The sequence below is a fragment of the Nostoc sp. UHCC 0870 genome, assembly GCF_022063185.1.
In the GTDB taxonomy this organism is placed as follows: domain Bacteria; phylum Cyanobacteriota; class Cyanobacteriia; order Cyanobacteriales; family Nostocaceae; genus Trichormus.
The window spans coordinates 2884125-2905059 of sequence record NZ_CP091913.1 but is presented as its reverse complement, the minus strand read 5'-3'; the positions used below and the strand labels follow the sequence as shown (position 1 = coordinate 2905059).

Below are 20935 nucleotides of genomic sequence, written 5' to 3'. Positions count from 1 at the left end.
CAAAAGCCTTGATATATAAAACTTTTGTCTTCTAGTCCCCTCTTCCCCCTGCCCCCTGCCCCCTGCCCCCTGCCCCCTGCCTCTAATCAAGGCTCTTGCTTGCAAATTAAACTGTTTTATGACGAAATCGGCAGTCTTGACTACGTTTATTGTTTTTTCAATTGTTCTAAATAAACGGCAAGCGGTATCATAATTCTGTTACACCTTTGTTAAGAATAGTTACAACCCCCTTAACAAAAGGAATTATGTTTTATGGTAGTTTCACTTGAGAAGAATGCACCACATCAGGTTGTAATCATTGGTGGTGGCTTTGGTGGACTGTATACAGCAAAGACTCTGAAGAAAGCGAATGTAAATGTTACTCTGATCGATAAACGTAACTTTCACCTATTTCAGCCACTTTTATATCAAGTTGCCACAGGTACGCTATCACCTGGTGATATTTCTTCACCATTACGAGCTGTATTCAGCAAAAGCAAGAATACACAAGTTTTGCTGGGAGAAGTAAAAGATATTAATCCCAAAGCGCAACAAGTGATTTTGGATGATAAAATAGTGCCATACGATACATTAATTGTTGCCACAGGTGCGAATCATTCTTATTTTGGTAAAGATCACTGGAAAGACGTTGCACCTGGCTTGAAAACTGTTGAAGATGCAATAGAAATGCGTCGCCGAATATTTGGCGCATTTGAAGCAGCAGAAAGCGAAAATGATCCTGAAAAACGCCGTGCTTGGTTGACTTTTGTGATTGTAGGCGGTGGTCCAACTGGTGTAGAATTAGCAGGTGCGATCGCCGAGTTGGCATACAAAACCCTCAAAGAAGATTTCCGCAGCATCGACACCTCAGAAACAAAAATTTTACTATTACAAGGGGGCGATCGCATCCTCCCACACATTGCCCCAGAGTTATCGCAAGTAGCCACAGAATCTTTGCAAAAGTTGGGTGCGATTATCCAAACTAAAACACGGGTAACAAATATTGAAAATGACATCGTTACTTTCAAACAAGGCGATGAAGTCAAAGAAATTCCCTCAAAAACTATATTGTGGGCCGCAGGTGTCAAAGCTTCACCAATGGGAGAAGTCCTAGCACAAAGGACAGGTGTGGAGTGCGATCACGCCGGACGTGTAATGGTAGAACCAGACTTGACTATCAGGGGTTATAAAAACATTTTTGTAGTGGGAGATTTAGGCAACTTCTCCCATCAAAATGGTAAACCCTTACCTGGTGTTGCACCGGTCGCCACACAACAAGGAGAGTATGTAGCTAAACTCATTAAACGCCGGCTTAAAGGTCATACTTTGCCACAGTTTCGTTACAACGACGTAGGTAGTTTGGCGATGATTGGGCAAAATTTAGCTGTTGTAGATTTAGGCTTAATCAAGCTCCAAGGTTTCATTGCTTGGGTATTTTGGCTATTAATTCACATCTACTTCTTAATCGAGTTTGACACTAAATTACTAGTAGTATTTCAGTGGGCGTGGAATTATATCACTCGGAATCGTCGCTCTAGATTAATTACAGGTCGAGAAGCTTTTGTACAAGCAAAAAATGTGACGAAACAAACTAGTTTAAGCTAAAACTCCGTGACAAACTCCGTCAAGAACCTAAACGCCTTGAGGATATAAGTAGCGCAATCTCTAGGGGAAGTGTTGTAAAAATGTCGCCACGCTGAGGCTTTATCTTCATCATAGCGATCGCCTCGTTCTGGATGTCCATCTAACCAAGCTAAACGCACAGCATGACCGATTAAAACATCCAAAACCATGTATTCTTCAATTTGCAGGCTGGGATTTTTAGAGGCGATCGCAGCTAGTTCCATTAATGCTTCAATATTAACTCGGCGGTACTCTGGGGCTTCAATTTTATTTAACAGATGCTCAACTAATAAAGCAAAGTTCTTTTCCCCAGCCGTCATCTCCGATAACATCACATCACTTTCTAAGCGATTGCGACGCTCTAGTTTATCGCCAATCACCACACCCTTACAATGCTGCATTAATAGCCAAACCTGCTGAAAAAAGTTTTTCGGGACACGGTTTAACGCACCCTCGGCTTGGCGGAAGCGTCGCCAACCACCCACCGGAATTTCTTGTGCTTCTACTTCTTCCTCAATTACAGGTAACACCACCCAATTAATATCACTTTCTTTTTGCTTGACGTGCAGTGATTCCTGCTGACGCAACAAATTACTCATTCCTGTATAAGCACTCAATACTTGATGCAAGCGGTCTTTGACTTCAAAGGGTGCGAGTTCCATTAATTGTTCATAGGCTTCATCTTGAGTTACCTGCAACTCCCGTGCTAGTTCGCTGGTAATTAATAAGATGAGATAGCCTACTCTGAGGGTAAGTAGTCCTTGGAATAATTCAGGCTCTGTTTTGATGAGGATACTAAGATAGATGAGGATTTCTTGTGTGAGGACGCGATCGCGGATATCCTCACGACAGAAGTTATTAATTTTCTCGAAAATCTCATTATGAGGCATCGGGACGGTAATCAATGACGCTTCACTGTAAGCCCTACCTACAGCAATTTGCTTACCCCGCACCAAAATAATCGTCACTGCATCCGACAAACCAATGTCAACCATCTGACGCAATCCAGCCGCCCGCCGGACTACTGCCCAGTGTCCTGAATCTCCGGCTTTGGTGTACACTTCATCTAGTAAATAAGCTACAGTCACCGGATACCCTGGCCCACCAAACCCTGTATCAAACTCCAGTCCTTGCAACCGAGTCAAAGTTTGCAATAACTCAATTTGCTCATAAAGATTTTCTGATGACCGCAGAGATGATAACAAAAAGCTCAAGTTAGTCTCACATTCCATCTGAAATTCTTGAGTATGCCCCAATCGCCAACTTTTCCCAGGATGATAAGCCAAATAATAGCAATGTGGAGCAGCATTTTGCATTGGTGATTGAGAAAATTCCCCGTCTTGCAGAAAATCAATTCTTTGTATTCCCGCCGTCAGCATGAGTTGATTTAGTCGCCCTAATTTGACTTGCACACCATTACATACACCTTCTTTCAACTCCTGCATGAGTTCTAGTAAAGCTTGCGAACCAGTTTCTAGGATCGTGTGAGTCAACATTAAACTTAAAGTTGGACGACCTAAATCGCTCCAATATTTTTGAATATACGCCAGTTCACTTCTAATTTGATCTAGCAAAAAATGGTAATCAAGAGTTAAATAAAACTGCTGCGAATCTAAAAATGACGGTAAAAATACCACCGTTTCGCCTTGAATGCGGAAGATTCTAGATGTAGTCAAACTCCGCAATCGGCGCACTGGTCGCCCAGTTAAACCAAGTTTATCATTGCGACCAATTTGAGTGTAAATATGCGAAAGTTCCCCTGCTTTTCTCACTTGAATAGGTTCTACTTGTTTCGGCGTTTGCGTCTCAATTCCATGCACTTCTAGTTTTGCTTGTAAATCTTCATCTTCTGCTAACAGGGCAATTTGTACTAAGGCTTCCCGCTTTTTACCTACACACAAATGTCTACCTAAAGGGTCAATATCTCCTAGTGCTAATAATCCTTCACTCAGCATTTCACCAAGAAAATATAAACTCTGCGCCCACACTAATGGGACATTTTCATTAGGTAAACGGGGCTGACTTTGAGGCACTAACTTTTCGGCTTCAACATTTTCATCGGGGACATAATAGACTTCTGGTAATAAATGCAACCCATCGCGTTCAACTAGTAAACTTGCCAAACTTTCTTGATAAAATTTAGTTTGCTTTTGATCACCACAAAATAACCCATCTAAAGCTAAATAAGTAAAAAATAACGGCCATTCACATTCAATATGCTCAAACTGCTTCAATTCCCAAGGTTCATAGTGCAACCGTTGATTATCTTCTAAAACAGTTTGGTGTCCATCCCGTAAAAAGCGTTTACAGCCGTATTTCCCTTGGAGTTTATTAATAATCTCGTTGAGTGTGCGTTCTCTTAACTGCACATCTTCCACCGCAAAAGCCGGATAACTAATAATACTCAACAGTGCCGCATCAATTTCTTTAGATGCAGATTCCCTCGGTAATAGTGATTCTAGAGTAATCCGCGCACGGGCAATTTCATCTGGTAACACATGAATGACTGAAGCTTGACTTCCCCTCACCCCAAATAAATCCAGTCCGTTGATAGCTTCTAAAGCCGCTTTCGCCATCCCTACAGAACTGGCGTTTAACTCTGCATTCCCATGATTAATTTTATTCCCCCGTTCCCAAATGCCATAATCAGGGGTGCGGTAGGCTCGTCCAATGTAATAAACCAAATTTTGGATAAAATTAACTTCATCAATCGTATAAGTTATCTGCAATCCTGAAGCGGTCATTTGCGCCAACATCAATAAAAATATGGAAGTTGCATCTAATTGCAGATGTCCCCATTCATCATCACCGACAACAATATCCCCTGTGGTTGTGTTGTATTTGGCGTGTAAGCCATCTAAGAGTGACTGGGTATGTTTAAACTGCTCTACTTTGTGAGATTGTCGCATCATCGCAAACAACAACCCACGCATCAACTTAACCACACTATGTTCTAACTCATAGGTGCGTCCCTTATCTTCATCTACCTTGCGGTAAGCCAGTGCTAAACCCCAAACTGCCAAAATGCTGTAGACATTATCTCTTACCCAAGCATCAGTATAATCACCGTGGGCAGTTACGGCTGTACTAGCCGGTAACAACCCAGTAATTGGATTCTGACGGGTCAAAATGATAGTTTTGATTTGCTGGTAGTAATATTCCAGACGGGCTTGTAATGCGGTGGCTGTTGTCATAATTTCATAGGAATACACGGGATGCGGGAAACTCAGTCCCTTTAGGGCTGGGTTACTGACGGGCAATGGTACTACAGCTGAGGGCGGTGGGAACTTATTATTATCTCGCGTTATTGAGCTTTTATTTGTCTAATCGTTAAGTTTTTTGTAAACCAAAGTAGAAGAATTGTAATGTTTTGGTACTCAAACCCTAATTAACACTTAGCAGTATTAATACTTTAACTTTATAAACAAACTAGTTTGAATCGATATAGTGTAAGTGTAAACACTGTTTATAAGAATATGAGTACTGTAAAATACACACAAAAATTCATGCTGAAAGTAATAGGTGTGGCGGCGATCGCTACCATCGGAATGCTCAATCCTGGGATTGCTAATGCCGCAGGATTCGTCACGGAAATCAAAGAGTTCGACTTGAATTTTGATTTTGATCCCAATGGCAACAAAATTACTACCTCTAACGCTGGAAATGCTCTAGGGATTGGTGATCAGTGGCAAGAATGGGGTGTTAGAATTAGTGCCAATGTCAAAAATAACCCTAGTCAATCTGAGCCACTGCTGTTATTTAACAGTCAGCCAAATACCTACACAGGTGGCGACAATGATTTGAGGACAGGAAGCCAATGGGGAACTACAACCCAAAATAATGTTCTGATTATTCAGGAGGACGGTTGGCAAAGATCAGGTGGGAAAATTGTAGGTGTGAGGAACGCCAACGATCCTGATGATGAAGCTAATGGGGGTTGGATCACCTTTGACTTTGTTGATAGTCCTGTCAACTTCAAGGAATTTTCCCTTTTGGATATGGATGATGACCAAGATAGTCGGGGAAATTACTTAGAAGTCTTCCTCTGGGATAAAGACGGTAATGAATTTAAAATTGATGCCTTGTCTTTAATCAAAGGACACTACAATCAGTATGTTGCGCCAACAGGTAAAGCTGTTAACGGCTATCAACAAAGCCATACATCAAATAATGTAACCATCACCCAAGATAGCAAAGTCAGAGGTGATAACTCTATGTATACCTTCCGCACAACTTACGTAGATATTACTAAGGTACAATATCGCTATCCTGGTAGTGGTGCGATCGCTGGTCTGAAGTGGGATAAAGAAGTTCGCAGAAAAGTTCCAGAACCTGGTGCTGGCTTAGGTGTTTTACTCCTTGGTGGTCTATTCCTTCGCTCTGTCCGCAAACGTCAATGTTCTTAATCAATTGCAAGTAGTTTAAGATTGCAGAACCCCGATTTCTAGGAGAAATCGGGGTTCTGGTTTAGAACTATTGATACGTGATTTTCTTATTACTATTGTTAAAGATCAAAAATAAAGGGTCGGCGTAAGCCTATTTGTAGGGTATTTTGAATTTTGAATTATTAAGCACAGCTAATTGGCAGAGTAATAATAAACTGAGTTCCCTGATCAAGAGTTGATAAGCAGTTGATTTGTCCATCATGTTTATCGACAATAATTTGGTAGCTGATCGCTAATCCTAGACCAGTTCCTTTGCCTACAGGTTTAGTTGTAAAAGATGGCTCAAAAATTCTAGCTTGCACTGCTGGTGTCATACCTAGAGCATTATCTTCGATACAAATTGTCACAGTTTTTTGCTCATGGTCAACTGATGTAGTAATTGTGATAGTGTTAGGGCAAGCAGTAGCTATCTGCTGATCTGAGCCATTTTGAAACAGGTCTTCAAAGGCATCAATAGCATTAGCAATAATATTCATAAATACCTGGTTTAGTTGTCCGGGATAGCAACTAATTGGAGGTAAATCACCATATTTTGTAACCACTTCGATTTTAGGGCGGTCTCCCTGGTCTTTCAGGCGATGTTTTAACAGCATTAAGGTGCTATTGATGCCTTCGTAAATTTGAAACTCAACTTTAGATGAAATATCAGAGCGAGCAAAGGTTCTTAGAGAGAGGCTGATGTCCTTAAGACGACCAATTCCCTGGTTGATTGATCCCAAAAGTTTTGGTAGATCCTCCACCAGATACTCTAAATCAATTTCTGCAATGAGTTCTTCTATTTCCGGGTCTGGTTCTGCTTGCTTTTGCTGTTGCAGATTCACCAAACGAAGGAGATCCTTCACATATTCCTCAATGTGAGAGCAATTTCCACTAATAAAACCAATTGGGTTATTAATTTCATGACCTATACCTGCAACAAGTTGTCCCAGGGTAGACATTTTTTCACTCTGGATCAGCTGCATTTGGGTTTGTTGTAACTGTTGTAGAGATTGGGTTAATTCTGCGGTGCGTTCTTCCACTCTTTGTTCTAGGGTACGGGTAAGATGGGAGATTTTTAGGTGTAAATTTAATCGGGCTATAACTTCTTCCTGCTGGAAAGGTTTGGTAATGTAGTCAACTGCACCAATCTCTAGTCCTTTTACCTTATCTACGGCATCGGCCAGGGCAGTCATAAAAATCACCGGAATATTTTGAGTGATGGGATTGGCTTTCAGCCTGCGGCAAGTTTCAAATCCATCAACACCCGGCATCATAATATCCAGAAGAATGAGATCAGGCGCAGTATATTCTACTTGTTCAATTGCAGACTCTCCATCTGTTGCCATGAGTGCTTTCCAACCGCATCTTTGAATAGATTCTGATAGCACTTTCAGATTATTTGGATTGTCGTCCACCAAAAGGATATACATTGGCTTCGAGAGAGGTGCTGTCATCATTGACGTGACTCCGTTGTTATTACAAATGATTTCAGGAAATTACGGATTTTTGCAGTTTGAAAATTAGCAGTGAGTTTGCTCAATTCAGTTACGAAAGTAGTTAGCTGATTATCTTGTTGAATTAGTTCTTCTATCATGCCCTCAATAGCCGGAATATCTCCCATCATTGCTAAATGATAGAGTTGTTGCAGAATATCCTGAGACGGCAAAATCAATTCACTATGACCTTGACCTACTGGCTCATTCTGAGCAGATGACTGCTGAGGTTGAGGTTGGGCATAGATCCAGTCAACTTTTAGTAGCGATCGCAGTGCTTGATAAAGTTCATCAATCTGGAAGGGTTTGGGTAAGAATGCTGTTGCACCTGCTTGTAAACTCCGTTGCCGATTTTCCTCGAATACACTGGCACTAGAAACAATAATCGGAATAGAACGAGTTTGTGGATTTTTTTGTAAGTGAAGCATTAACTCAAAACCATCCATATTGGGCATAGCTAAATCAAGCAGAATCACATCCGGGAGATGGTCAGTTGTCACCTGTAGCCCATGATTGCCGTCGATCGCTTCCAGGGTGCGACAGCCAATTTCTTGTAGCAAACTAGTCAACATAGAACGATGGTTGCTATCATCATCAACAATCAGAATTTGAGGTGCAGTACCCTGAATACCCACAATTTTTGGCTGGGATGAGCTGTAGGTATAGCCCGTGGGAGACATCCCCTGTGTCTGCCAGTCATGGGAAACTGGGACTGTTACTGTCAAATCCAGCCAAAATAAACTACCTTCCCCCAGATGACTCTGTACCTGAATTCGGCTACCCATCAATTCTGCAATTCGTTGACTAATTGCTAATCCCAAACCAGTACCTTCAGATTTGCGCCCTACCTCACCTACTTGCTCAAAGGCTAAAAAGATTTTCTCTAATTGGTTTGGTGACATCCCAATACCTGTATCTTCAATCTGGAAGCGAATCTTCTGATTTGTTATGTCTGGCAACTCTTGCTCAATCACATCTACTTTGAGCATGACATTACCGTTGTCTGTAAATTTGATAGCGTTGCCTAGTAAGTTGATCAACACTTGCCGTAACCGCTTTTCATCTACTTCAATGACAGATGGTAGGCGATCGCTAATTAAGACATTAAATGCAATCCCTTTCTGTTGAGATCGGATACTGCAAATCTCAGTTACACCATGTAAGAAGCTGGGTAGATGTACATTAGTCGTCACCAATTCTAATTTACGAGCTTCAATTTTGGAAAGGTCGAGAATGTCATTGATCAGCATCAGCAGGTGTGTCCCACATTGATAGATAATGCTGACTCCTTCTAAGTCTTTTTGTGATAAATTTGCAGATGTCTCTAGCACCTGAGCAAAACCCAGGATGCCATTAAGCGGTGTGCGTAGTTCATGGCTCATATTTGCCAGAAACTCACTCTTTGCCTGGTTAGCAGCATCAGCAGTTTGCTTGGCTTCTAGTAGTTCATGAGTTCGTTCTTGGACTTTTATCTCTAGGGTTTTAGAATAATCAAAGAGTTGAGCATTAGCAATTTCTAGTTGCTGATTGGCTACTTCTAACTGCTGCTGTTTATAGGCATTGGTTGTAGCAATAACACTACCAATAAACGCAGCCAAGGCGGGTGTGACTGGTATTAAAAAACCATGTAAAAATAGCCAATAGCCACCGCCAATAAATGTGCCAATAACACCTACCGTTGCCCAAAGAATGTTACCACCTGGAATCCGTCGTTTAACACTGATACTACCTAACCACCAACTGCCTGTAGAACCAATCACAGACCACAAAATAATCCAGCATGACGTATAAATTCCAGAAACGCCGTGTAAGATGGTTGTGCCGTTTTTTGCTCCTCGCACCAGTTGCAGAGCTATATTGGCATGGATAACAACTCCTGGGGTAGGTTTTTGAGCAGATAGCCCAGAAGAGAAAGGCGTGCTGAAAAAGTCATTAGTGCTGGAGGCAATTGATCCAATAAATACCATGCGATCGCGCATCAAATTCGCCGGCATTTTTCCCGCTAACACATCGCGCATAGCAACTGTGCGAAAGGAGGCTTCTGAACCATACCAGTTGAGCAGAATTTGATAGCCGCCTAAATCATCATCGCCATAACCTGCTTCCTGATTTTTCAGGGGGAGGTAGATGGTTTTACCTAGGCGAAACTTCTGTTGCTGTTGATCAACAGATTCTAGGGTAATATTGTCTGCTTCCAGATACTTAAGTGCCACCAAAGTTGCTAGTCCAGCTTTAATTTTCCCCTGCTCTTTTGTATCTTCCGCCGTCAGTAAGGCTCGACGCACAAAGCGATCGCTATCTAGCACCAAATCAGCTAATCCCACTTGCTCCTGTTTCTTCAGTTGCGGTGGGGGATTGACGCGCTCACCAGTAATTTTTTCCACTCCAATTAAATTGGGAGTAGTGCGGAAGACTTGCAGAAGTTGTTCATGTCCCGTCCCTTCTGGCAAATCCCGATAGAGATCCAAACCGATTGCACGGGGTTGCTGCGCCTGAATTTTGGTGATTAATGTTGCCAATGACGAGTCTGGAACTGGCCATTTACCTACTGATTGAATATCCCGTTCATCAATTGTGACAATGACAATTTCATCAGCGATCGCCATAGATTCTCGCTGACGTACCCATTCATCACGCAGTTTCCACTCAGGCAAATTCAAAAGCCCCAGTGATTGCCCCATCATAACCGTGAGTGCCACACTGGGAGTAATGATCAAAATACTGCGAGTGCGTTGGATCAAAGTCTGGAGTTTGCGCCACATATTTGCGCCATACCGTTAATTGTTATCGTAAATTCAAGGGTTTAAATAATAAGTAATGGTATTTACTCATTACTCATTACTCATTACTCATTTAATACTGAGTGTTGGTGAGTTAATATCTTCACCAACACCGGGATTAGAAAGTTTGATGCTTAGTTTGCAGATATGACTAAAGGAGCTTTAGCAATATCCTTCAAGCTAACTGAGGAGAGGAGTTCTTCCCAGTGCTTGATGATGGTGGAATTTTTAGGCTGGGTGGTCTGAATTGCCGCTAATTTGGCTACACAGTCATACCACACTCCACTTTTACCTAAAGCGGTTGCCAGCTTGAGAGGATCGTTTTGCTCCATAGCCTGCGCCAATTCTGCATTAGGCTGGATGCGTTGAATCCAACCATCTACATAAGGTGTACTGGGGCTAAGTTGTCCGTCCACTTTTAAGGCTAAGAACCATTGGTAATTTTTACCAACAGCTAAAGCCTGTATATGGGCTGGTAATTTGACAGGAATCACACCGGATATCCCAGCTACAGGGATGGTCATGGTATGGTGCATATTGCCAGCTTCATCCTTGATGCTAAACACCGCTTCCTCTGCATTGGAAGGAGGGATATACACCATAACGGTAGGATGTGCTGACACTGTTGTGCCATAGAAACTTTGAGGCAGGAGGGCAATTAGGGCTGCTGGGCCTCCTGCTGCTACGGTCGAAGGATTCAAGTAATAAGTACCAAGGCGGGAAGCCCCACCAGCAACTTGTCTGGATGCAGTATTTCCCTTAACTGGGGTAAAGAGGTTACCACGGGAAGCCCCACCAGCAGCTTGTCTAGGTGCAGTATTTCCCTTAACTGGGGTAAAGAGATTACCACGGGAAGCCCCACCAGTAGCTCGTCTGGGTGCAGTATTTTCCTTAACTGGGGTAAAGAGATTACCACGGGAAGCCCCACCAGTAGCTCGTCTAGGTGCAGTATTTCCCTTAACTGGGGTAAAGAAGTTACCACGGGAAGCCCCACCAGTAGCTCGTCTGGGCGCACCATTATTAACGGGCGGAGTAAATGTCACCGCATAGGCAGTAGTCCACATACTACTAGCAATCAGAGCGAAGACGCTCAAGGTAATAACTAAATATCGATGTTTCATGATTTTTCTATCCTAGATAATTCGTCATATCGAATACATTGATTCATCTGTGTTCAAGAACCCCTAGATAAATTGCAAGCCAAGGAATAAGAGGGGATACATACTATTATTTATATCCAAAATGTATCCGATATTCCATAAAGTAATGCTGTTTTTATTGCAATTTATACTAGTGCAATTACTTAATTAAAGCCAATTACCAACCAGAACAAAAGCAGACCAAAAAAATGGGTCGCGGAAATCAGTTTGGCGAATCAGGTTTATTTGTGCCTGTCGCAGTGCTTCAGCTTTAGTGATTTGAGGTTGTTTTAATTGGTCATAGAAGCGAATCATCAGCATCTCAGCTGCCTGATCTTTGACAGGCCAGAGAGTGGCGATTGTTGAACGTGCGCCCGATTTGACAGCTAAACCCGCTAATCCCAGGACAGCGCGATCGTCCCCTGTAGCTGTATCACAGGCACTTAGTACCAGCAATTCAATTGGTTTGGATAAATTGCTACCACGATTTTTCAGCAGTTCGGATAATTCCTTGACGTTAACTTGTCCATCCCACGTCAGTAAGTAGGTATCTTCGAGACGAGAGCTAAATTGTCCGTGGGTTGCTAGGTGGACAACATTGGCAGAACTAGATTTGACTTGATCAGCAAGGGCTTGACTAGTAAATTTCTGATTAAGTAAGGTTTTCGATGTAACCTTTTGGGAAATTTGCTGAACTTCTGATTCCACAGCCGGTAAGGCACTAAACCCAGAGCGAGATTGACTAATCCCCCCAACGATCGCATTAATTTTGTTTTGCTGGAACAACTGGGCAGCCATTAGTTGCAATCCTGGTGAGAGTGCCACAGCATATTTTTCAATCAGATATTGCTTACCGTCATACAGGGCGGCTATGGGGATGTTACGTAACTTACCATCCAATACAAATACTAACGTCTTGGTATCTTTGAAGGCTTGATCTACTTCCGCAGGCAGAATCAGCCAATTATAAATTTGTTGGGACAATCGATCTCGGTCTTTGGAATCGGAAACCAGATTCAGCGATACCAAAAAATCATCGAGAGTTTGCTCAATTTCACCTTGAGATTTGTGAGTAACGTAGTAACGCAGAGGTTGTCCAGCTTGGGAGAGAATCACCGCCAGGCGATCGGGTAGGATAATCGGATAAATAACCGTGGCACTGGTGTCAACTTGGTCAATCTGCTGCTCTTTATCTAAACAAGCTTCCCGGAAAAAGTTATCCAGTTCGGCAATTTGCAGTGACTCAATCAATGCACGAGCTTGCATTAAAGCTGGTTGGGTTGGTTGCTCATCCAGCAGTAACCCCACCAGTTCTCGATAAACAGGCTCTACACTTTCACGGAAAGAAAATTGTACATCGGGATTCACCGCAACCATGTCCCCTCGCAGTGCCTTTAATGACTTCACTGCTTCCATATAAGCTTTAATTGCTTCTGGACGATTCCCCTGTTGTTTATATAACTGTCCTACCTGCCATGCAGATTGGGCAATGATATCGTCAGCTTGGAGTTGACGGGCAATATTCAGGGATTTCTGGGCTAATTTCTGTGCCTCAGACCACTGCTTTGTACGATGGTAGAGTTCTCCCCATTGATGCAGTGCATAGGCCTGGGCTGGAGTATCTTGAATTTGCTGTGCAGACTTGGTTGTCACTGCCATCAGTTGCGCCAAATCTTTGAGTGGTAGGATTTGTTCAGGATGGGAATGGTGATTGACGGTGGCAACAAAATTGATTGCTGCGTATAGAGATGCGTGACTGGGGGGCAGTTTCTCAAGTTGTTGGAGTAGTTGAGGCGCAAGTGGGATAGCAAACTCAGGTTTGTCATAATTGAGGAAAAGTTTAAATTGAGCTAAACGCGCTTGCAACTGATCGCCTGGATTGGTAGCTACCTGTTGAGCTGCTTCAAAGTCATCTAATGCTGCGTTTGGATCTTGCAAGTCAACGGCATTTCTACCCAAGCTGATGAGGATAGAACTCAAGTAGGGTTTAGCTGTAATTTTGTTAGCGATCGCTAAACTTTGCTCTAAAACTTCTTGACTTTTGGTAGAGTCGCCAATCGTTTGCAATGCTAAACCAAGCGATCGCAATCCACTAACTTTGACCTCCGAATCCGGCATCTCTGTGAGCTTTTGCGTTAGCACATCCAATTGTTGTTTCGAGCGACGGTAAAAGCCTAAACGTTGTAAAGCTTGTGTCTGATTGATTTGACTACCCAAACTGCCGATTTTATCACCGGCTTGTTCATAATATTTTTGAGCTTGTTGCCAAGTTTCTAGGGCAGTTTCCGCTTTACCAATACGTAGTTGTAAATTTGCCTGGGTATTCAGTATCTGCGCCCAGAGAATCGCATCACCAGAGGGTTTAGCCGTTTGCAAAATCTTCACACTTTCCTCAATCGATTTTCTAGCGGCTTCCCACTGATTGAGTTCCTGTTGTGCCAATGACAGGTAACTTAAGCTTAGGGCTTCATTAGTGCGATCGCCCTGGGTTTGATACTGTTTTACCGCCATTTGCCAAGCTGTCACCGCTTCTGTAAAGCGTCCCGATTGGTAAAAGTTCCGTCCTTGTTCTAACCCGTTGAGAGGTTGAGAAGAAAAGATTACTGGTGTTGTGACTGGTGGCGATGCTTTTACAGGTGCAATGGTCAATGCTAAACACAAACTGAAAATACTGAGACCAACATATAGCCAACGAGTTGATTTTATTCGGAACGTCATAATTATTTAACTTAATTATTGAGCAGTTTTTTAATAACGATGAGTCACATCACAAGTGTTGCAAAAATGACTATAAGTATAATTCCCAACTTAAAATGAGAAATATCATCACTCCAGCAGGATTGCGATCGCTTTGCGGAATTAGGGATTGCCGCCCTAGAAAAAAACACCCACAAGATTGATAATTTATTGCTTGGAAATCCCGTAGACCGTTAACTCTAGAGAAATTAACTGCTAGAAACCGCAGCGCAGGTTAATGGTTGTTGCATTTGAGTAGAAGATTTATCTGCAACTATCTCAATTTTGCCCAGGGCGTTACGATGCCAGGAAGTAGCTTGAACCAGAACCTCTGGAGATTCAGGTATTTGTGCGGTGACTGGGTTATTTTTGCGGAATGCAGAGACATCGCGGATATCTGACCAAGAATGATCGCTCCTCAAATCTTGATTGGGATTTTGCGGTATTCCTCCCCTTCCTGTGGCGACAAAACTACTACCACTGGTATCTGCACAACCTGCGGCAATTTGTTGGGATTGGTCTGTAACATTTGCTGGTAATTCTATTAACCCAGAATTGGGATCAACGCCAATATTATTGATTTGCACGGTGCCATTGACGCTAAATTGGGAACTGGCGGTGATGTCATTGGTGAGGTCAGTTCTGGGGGTGAGCGTATTGCGGAATGCTAGACCGATAATTCCTTGGGTAGTAATATCAATGTTGCCACCGCGACCTTTCACAGCATTGGCAATGAGGTCACTATTTTCTAATCCGACAATAATGGGTGCATTAATTGTCAGGTCGCCACCATTACCGTTGCCTGCGGCAGTGGCGGAAATGAAGGAATTGTGACGCATCAGCAGATGATCCTGCACGTTTAATATAACCTCCCCCCCATCACCAGAGGCGGTGGATGCGGTAATACTACCTTCATTGTCTAGAAAAATTGAGTTAGCGTTAATTTGCAAATCTCCTGCTTTTCCTGAACCATCATTTTTGACAGTGACATAAGCTTGATCGGTGATTCTCAATGACGGGGTATTAATCGTGAGCGAACGCGCATCACCACTCGGAGCATCAGGCAAGCCAAAAGCCGATCGAGTCCTTGCATCCAGAATCTGAGCCGTTGAACTAATGCGGCTAGAGGTAATCGATTCAGGGGCTTTTCCCTGGACAACGACCGACTCTGACGCATTAATGATCACCTGACTAGATGAACCCTCAGCAGCAGCAATAGATCCGACGAATCCACCATCTCGAACCAATAATCTGGCGGTGTTGATGACTATCTCATCAGCATTTCCCTTACCGATCGTTGATGAAGTCAGCGAACTGGGTGCCAAAACAACTTCATCAACACCTGCAACTTCAATCAAGTCTTTTACATTGATTTGCACCCTGCCAGTCGCTCCAGATCTGAATGCTGAAGAACCTATAGCAGCACTATCTAGAAGTCTCAAATTGCTAGTTGAGAGTGTAAAATTGCCTGCCTTACCGTCGCTAAATGTGTTTGTCGAGATCGTGGAATTAAGTGAGCGCCTAGCAGGAGCAGCGCCAGCGACGGTGATCGAACCAGGGACATCGATGGTTATATTGCCACTCGGGGCTGCAACAAACGTCGTCGTATTAATTCTTCCACCATCTTGGAGCAATAGCTGCGCGGCAGAAATGGTGATGTCACCCGTCTGGCTAGTTCCCAAGTTGTCCGTTCGGATGGAACTCCACAATCCACCATTAGCGGTATTCCCTGTCAGCGTAAGAGACTCTCTCGCATGAACTGTAATGCCCTCAGACTTTTGCGCTCCCAGATTTTGCAATAAGACTGTAGAACCCTCGGTCAAGTTGATATTTCGACCTTGTACTTGAATGGAACTGTTGATGCCACTGCCATCCAGCAAGGATTGTTGAGCAAGATTGATATTATTAAACTGCTGTATGGCTGAGTAATCCCCAACCCATCCTGTCCCCGTGGAATTCAGTTTAACTTGCCCATCGCGGACACTACCCACTTCTAGATGCCCACTCCCTTTGAGAGTTGCAATCCCACCGCCAAAGTTCACGTCACCCCCAATCAGTGCTAGCGTCTTGCCTGCTCCAGCTTGTAGCCCGATGGGATTTTGGCTGCGATTAAACGGGGCAAAAAATCCTCCAGTGATTCTATGTCCAGTCCCTTGCACTGTAATGGCTCCCGGATTTTGCCCCATCTGTAACCCCACAGGTACACTCATCGTCAACAACGGCTTTGCTGTTGGATTCACCGCACTAAATTCCGTCCCATCAGCAAACTTAATACTACTCGCCGTCGTTCCCACAAAGGAGCCACCAATATCTAACTTGGCATTGGGACCAAACATAATCCCGTTGGGATTCATTAAAAACAAACTTACGGGATTATTACTATTTAGGGTTTGAATCAACCCATCAATATTGGAAACATTTCCACCTGTCACCCGACTAAATATGGTTGTAATATTTGGCGTGTTGATTAAATCAAAAATCGCTGAACCATTTGTAGGCACAGAGAAATTACTGAAGCTATGAAATAAATTATTACCTTGATTTATACCGTTAAGAATATTAAAATTATTACCACTTTGATTAACAACGGTGTTGGTTGTCCCATCAGATGTCACCTGAGCCGTTGCTGGTAAGGACATTCCACCAGCTAAGATACCACAAGCTACACCCAAGCATACAGAAGTAAGCTTCATCACCCCATCTCCATTGCGATTATATGCTTAGGTTTCCCACAAGATTTTTGTAACTAACACTGCAATTCGACTTGATGAAGATTAACTTTTAGTCACAGCAGCACAGGTTAATGCTTGTTGCACACCAGTGGAAGATTTATCTGCAAATACCTCGATTTTGCCATCAGCATTACGTCGCCAACCTGTGGCTTGCACAAGAGTTTGTTCCGGTGTTGATATTTGTGCTGTAACTGCACCAGTTTGACGATATGCAGAGATATCGCGGACATCAGACCAAGTGCGTAGGCTATATAGTCCACCGGAGGTATCGCTCCTCACATCTTGACTAGGATTTTGTGGTATTCCTCCCCTTCCAGTGGCGACAAAACTACTACCACTGGTATCTGCACAACCACTAGCAATTTGCTGGGATTGGTCTGTAACATTTGCTGGTAATTCTATTAACCCAGAATTGGGGTCAGCACCAATATTATTGATTTGCACTGTACCGTTGAGATTGAATTGGGAACTAGCGGTGATGTCGTTGGTAAGGTCGGTTCTGGGGGTGAGGGTATTACGGAATGCTAATCCAAATATTCCTTGGGTTGTAATCGTAATATTGCCACCATTTCCTTCAAATGCATTGGCAATAATATCGCTATTTTCCCAACCAATTACGTAGGGGGAAGTGATATTAATATTGCCTCCATTCCCTATACCCTCTGCTTCGGCAGACAAAATACTGAGATCGCGCATCAAAAATAAATCGAGAATATTCAGGTCGATGTTACCACCATTACCCGATGCTGTTTGAACATTGATTTGGGCATTATTATTCAATTTCAAATTATTTGCCAGGACTTGGATCGAACCACCAATACCACTACCAAGGCTGCGACTACTGATTTGCGAATTGTTGTCAAGTTTAACTATTTCTGCTCGCATATTCAGATTTCCAGCGTTTCCGCTGGCAAATGATGTTGTGGATAGGGAAGTATCATTAGTAAACGCTAACTGACTTGCGGTAATATTCAATGTGCCACCATTGCCGCTACCCGTGGATTGGCTGCTGATTTGACTTCGATCTACATTGAGGGAATTCGCTGCATTAATGGTAACTTGACCTGCATTTCCCCTTCCTGTGGTGCTGCTGTCAATCGAACTTTGATTACTTAAACCTAATTCACCTGTGGTGATGTCAATACTACCACCAACCCCATCACGGTTGCTTGTAGAGAAAACACCATTATCAGCAAATAATTGATTGGCAATATTTAAGGTAATACTTCCCGCATCTCCGGTTTGAGTACTGGAACTGGTAACTTGGGAACCACCCTTCAAGCTGAAATTATTCGTTTCTACAAAGCTAATATTACCGGCACTGCCTGTACCTGTGGAAGCAGTAGAAACTTGCGAATTTCCATCAATTGCCACTTCTCCAGCTTTCACGGTGATAATACCAGCGTTACCGCTTCCGGTGGTATCACTTTGAATTAAACTTTGATTGTTTAAACTTAACTGACCCGCAATAATGTCAATCTCGCCACCAATACCATCACGGTTGCTTGTAGAGAAAACACCATTATCAGCAAATAATTGATTGGCAATATCTAAGGTAATACTTCCCGCATCTCCGGTTTGAGTACTGGAACTGGTGACTTGGGAACCACCCTTCAAGCTGAAATTATTCGTTTCCACAAAGCTAATATCACCGGCACTGCCTGTACCTGTGGAAGCAGTAGAAACTTGCGAATTTCCATCAATTGCCACTTCTCCAGCCTTCACGGTGATAATACCAGCGTTACCGCTTCCGGTGGTATCACTTTGAATGAAACTTTGATTGTTTAAACTTAATTCACCGGCGGTGATGTCAATACTACCACCACTGCCGCTACCGATGGAACCAGTAGAAACTTGCGAATTTCCATCAATTGTCACTTCTTCAGCCTTCACGGTGATAATACCAGCGTTACCACTTCCGCTGGTATAACTTTGAATGAAACTTTGATTGTTTAAACTTAACTGACCCGCAGTAATGTCAATCTTGCCACCAATCCCATCATTAGTTGTTCTCGTGGAAATCCCCCCTCGATCAAGAATAATGCGATCGCGAATATTCAAATTGACCGTTCCTGCATTTCCTGTATTTGGTAAATTAGTGTTACTGTAGCTACTAATCTCACCACCATTACTGAGTTGCATTGAATTTGCAACTATCTTAACGATTCCGCCATTCCCATTTGCTCTTAGGCCAACATCGTTGCCAATACGGCTGGTTAAATTTGTATTTGCAGTTGCACTTAATGGATGGATACCATCAATAAGGATATTGTTGGCTGTAATCTCAATGAAACCTGCATTCCCGTTTCCCTGGGTATTTGCATTCACTTGACCGCCATTGAGAAGTGTCAGACTATCAGTATTAAAGGTTAAATTACCGCCATTGCCAGTACCCTGACTGACTCCGGTTAAAATTTGACTGGGAGAGTTACCCGTCGAACTACTACCCACACCTTCAATTAAGCTAGAACGAGCATCAATTGTAATATTTCCAGCATTCCCTTTTCCGTTTGTTACTGAGACAATTCTACCTCCTTCAGAAAGATGTAAGGAGTCTGTCTCTATTTTTATATTTCCACCCTCTCCAGTTCCATTATTCCACACTGTTCCGACTATTGTCGAACCAAAACCATTGAGTTGACCGATACCGCTAACAAAGAGGTTTTTACTTTTAATATCGACACTTCCTGCATTCCCAGTCCCTCTGGTGGAAACTTCGATGTCCGCACCTTCAGTTAAAGAAATTCGGTCTGCTTGCAAATTAATTAGCCCACCATTCCCCATCGAGTTGGCTTGAGTACTGCTACTCATTCCTGATTTTCTCACACCTGATCCAGCTGGTACTGTTCCCGATATTTCAATCGCATCTGCAAGTATATTAATATTACCAGCATTTCCCTGTGCTAGATTGACTAAACTCGCTTCAACCCGTCCTCCTTCAGTTAGAGATACCAAACCTGCTCGAATATTGATATTGCCACCCTGTCCGCGAGCATTCCTTTCTAAGCGACCAAAAATATTACTACTGCTTTGAACTTGTAAACGGCCAGGGGCAAAAATATCGATATTGCCTGCTACTGACTCTGTAGTCCCACTGTTTTCAGCGATTCCTGCTCTGACATTACTTCTGTTCAAGATACTGACATTTTGCCCAGCGATCGCAATATCGCCCCCACCATCAGACATGACAATGACTTGAGCAGTATTATTCCCAACGTTATTTAATGTGATATTTGCTAAGGGAGAGTTTTCTTTTACAGTTGTGGTCGTGGTCTTTTCTCCAAGACTAAAATCGGCTACTCCCCCACTTCCTAGAGCAATCAGTTCAATTTTTCCCCCTAAAGCATTTATTCTCCCTCCGTTTATTTCAACATTACCTCCAATTAGAGAAATGCTACGACCATCTATGACACGTAAACCTAAAGGTAAATTGACACCATTATTAGCTCTAGAGCCATTAGTTATAGTGCCTGGATTGGTCCCCATTTGCAGACCGATAGGTACACTCATCGTCAACAACGACTTTGCTGTTGGATTAACTGTACTAAATTCTGTCCCATCGCTAAAATTAATACTATTCGCCGTCGTCCCCACAAACGAACCGCCAATATCTAACCTGGCATTTTGTCCAAAGATAATCCCATTGGGATTCATCAAAAATAAACTGACTGGGTTATTACTATTGAGCGTGCGAATCAATCCATTAATATTAGAAACATTTCCACCTGTAACCCGGCTAAATATAGTTGTAATATTTGGCGTGTTGATTAAATTAAAAGTGGCTGAACCATTTGTAGGCACAGAGAAATTACTGAAACTGTGAAATAAATTATTACCTTGATTTATACCGTTAAGAATATTAAAATTATTGCCACTTTGGTTGACAAGGGTGTTGGTTGTCCCATCTGATGTCACCTGAGCATGAGCAGTATGACACCAAATCAGCAGCATGACACCTAATGACAATTGATTGAGCAAACCTAACCCAACAGAACTTACTCTCATTACTTATGTCTCTGATACTTGATG

Annotated in this window: 9 protein-coding genes; 2 read left to right on the top strand and 7 right to left on the bottom strand. The window is 42.8% G+C overall.

What is annotated here, in order from left to right:
- The first annotated feature begins 252 nt into the window (after positions 1-252).
- Entirely contained in the window at positions 253-1584 is a 1332-nt protein-coding gene (locus tag L6494_RS12605) for an NAD(P)/FAD-dependent oxidoreductase (protein ID WP_237995367.1), read from the top strand.
- On the opposite strand, the gene L6494_RS12600 is transcribed toward L6494_RS12605, so the two are convergent.
- The gene (locus L6494_RS12600; protein ID WP_237995365.1) at positions 1581-4796 is read right to left on the bottom strand and encodes a glycoside hydrolase family 15 protein; all 3216 of its coding nucleotides are present in this window, start codon (positions 4794-4796) and stop codon (positions 1581-1583) included. The two genes, L6494_RS12605 and L6494_RS12600, sit on opposite strands and share 4 nt — an antisense overlap.
- Before the next feature lie 312 nt (positions 4797-5108).
- Here L6494_RS12600 and L6494_RS12595 point away from each other — a divergent pair, with 312 nt between their 5' ends.
- A complete protein-coding gene (locus L6494_RS12595; protein ID WP_237995363.1) occupies positions 5109-6008 on the top strand; it encodes a PEP-CTERM sorting domain-containing protein in 900 nt (299 codons plus the stop codon).
- A gap of 161 nt (positions 6009-6169) precedes the next feature.
- Here the strand turns inward: L6494_RS12595 and L6494_RS12590 are convergent, their stop codons facing one another.
- The 6 genes from L6494_RS12590 to L6494_RS12565 form a co-directional block, all read right to left on the bottom strand.
- Complete coding sequence (locus tag L6494_RS12590) at positions 6170-7483, bottom strand: hybrid sensor histidine kinase/response regulator (RefSeq protein ID WP_237995361.1); 1314 nt, start codon at positions 7481-7483, stop codon at positions 6170-6172.
- Complete coding sequence (locus L6494_RS12585) at positions 7480-10281, bottom strand: CHASE2 domain-containing protein (RefSeq protein WP_237995359.1); 2802 nt, start codon at positions 10279-10281, stop codon at positions 7480-7482. Before L6494_RS12585 ends, L6494_RS12590 begins: the two co-directional genes overlap by 4 nt.
- A 152-nt stretch (positions 10282-10433) precedes the next feature.
- Positions 10434-11420: a DUF928 domain-containing protein gene (locus L6494_RS12580; RefSeq protein ID WP_237995356.1), complete on the bottom strand. Its 987-nt coding sequence runs from the start codon at positions 11418-11420 to the stop codon at positions 10434-10436.
- 186 nt (positions 11421-11606) lie between these two features.
- Positions 11607-14156 carry a CHAT domain-containing protein gene (locus L6494_RS12575; RefSeq protein WP_237995354.1) on the bottom strand — a complete coding sequence of 850 codons (2550 nt, stop codon included), beginning with the start codon at positions 14154-14156 and terminating at the stop codon, positions 11607-11609.
- A 227-nt stretch (positions 14157-14383) separates the two neighbouring features.
- Positions 14384-16867: a two-partner secretion domain-containing protein gene (locus tag L6494_RS12570; protein WP_237995352.1), complete on the bottom strand. Its 2484-nt coding sequence runs from the start codon at positions 16865-16867 to the stop codon at positions 14384-14386.
- A gap of 81 nt (positions 16868-16948) precedes the next feature.
- Entirely contained in the window at positions 16949-20911 is a 3963-nt protein-coding gene (locus L6494_RS12565) for a two-partner secretion domain-containing protein (protein WP_237995350.1), read from the bottom strand.
- Between the last annotated feature and the right edge of the window lie 24 nt (positions 20912-20935).

Excerpts from the sequence above, each read along its gene's own strand:
- L6494_RS12565 (WP_237995350.1), bottom strand. The coding sequence starts at position 20,911 with ATGAGAGTAAGTTCTGTTGGGTTAGGTTTGCTCAATCAATTGTCATTA.
- L6494_RS12580 (WP_237995356.1), bottom strand. The coding sequence starts at position 11,420 with ATGAAACATCGATATTTAGTTATTACCTTGAGCGTCTTCGCTCTGATT.
- L6494_RS12590 (WP_237995361.1), bottom strand. The coding sequence starts at position 7,483 with ATGATGACAGCACCTCTCTCGAAGCCAATGTATATCCTTTTGGTGGAC.
- L6494_RS12595 (WP_237995363.1), top strand. The coding sequence starts at position 5,109 with ATGCTGAAAGTAATAGGTGTGGCGGCGATCGCTACCATCGGAATGCTC.
- L6494_RS12585 (WP_237995359.1), bottom strand. The coding sequence starts at position 10,281 with ATGTGGCGCAAACTCCAGACTTTGATCCAACGCACTCGCAGTATTTTG.
- L6494_RS12605 (WP_237995367.1), top strand. The coding sequence starts at position 253 with ATGGTAGTTTCACTTGAGAAGAATGCACCACATCAGGTTGTAATCATT.
- L6494_RS12575 (WP_237995354.1), bottom strand. The coding sequence starts at position 14,156 with ATGACGTTCCGAATAAAATCAACTCGTTGGCTATATGTTGGTCTCAGT.
- L6494_RS12570 (WP_237995352.1), bottom strand. The coding sequence starts at position 16,867 with ATGAAGCTTACTTCTGTATGCTTGGGTGTAGCTTGTGGTATCTTAGCT.
- L6494_RS12600 (WP_237995365.1), bottom strand. The coding sequence starts at position 4,796 with ATGACAACAGCCACCGCATTACAAGCCCGTCTGGAATATTACTACCAG.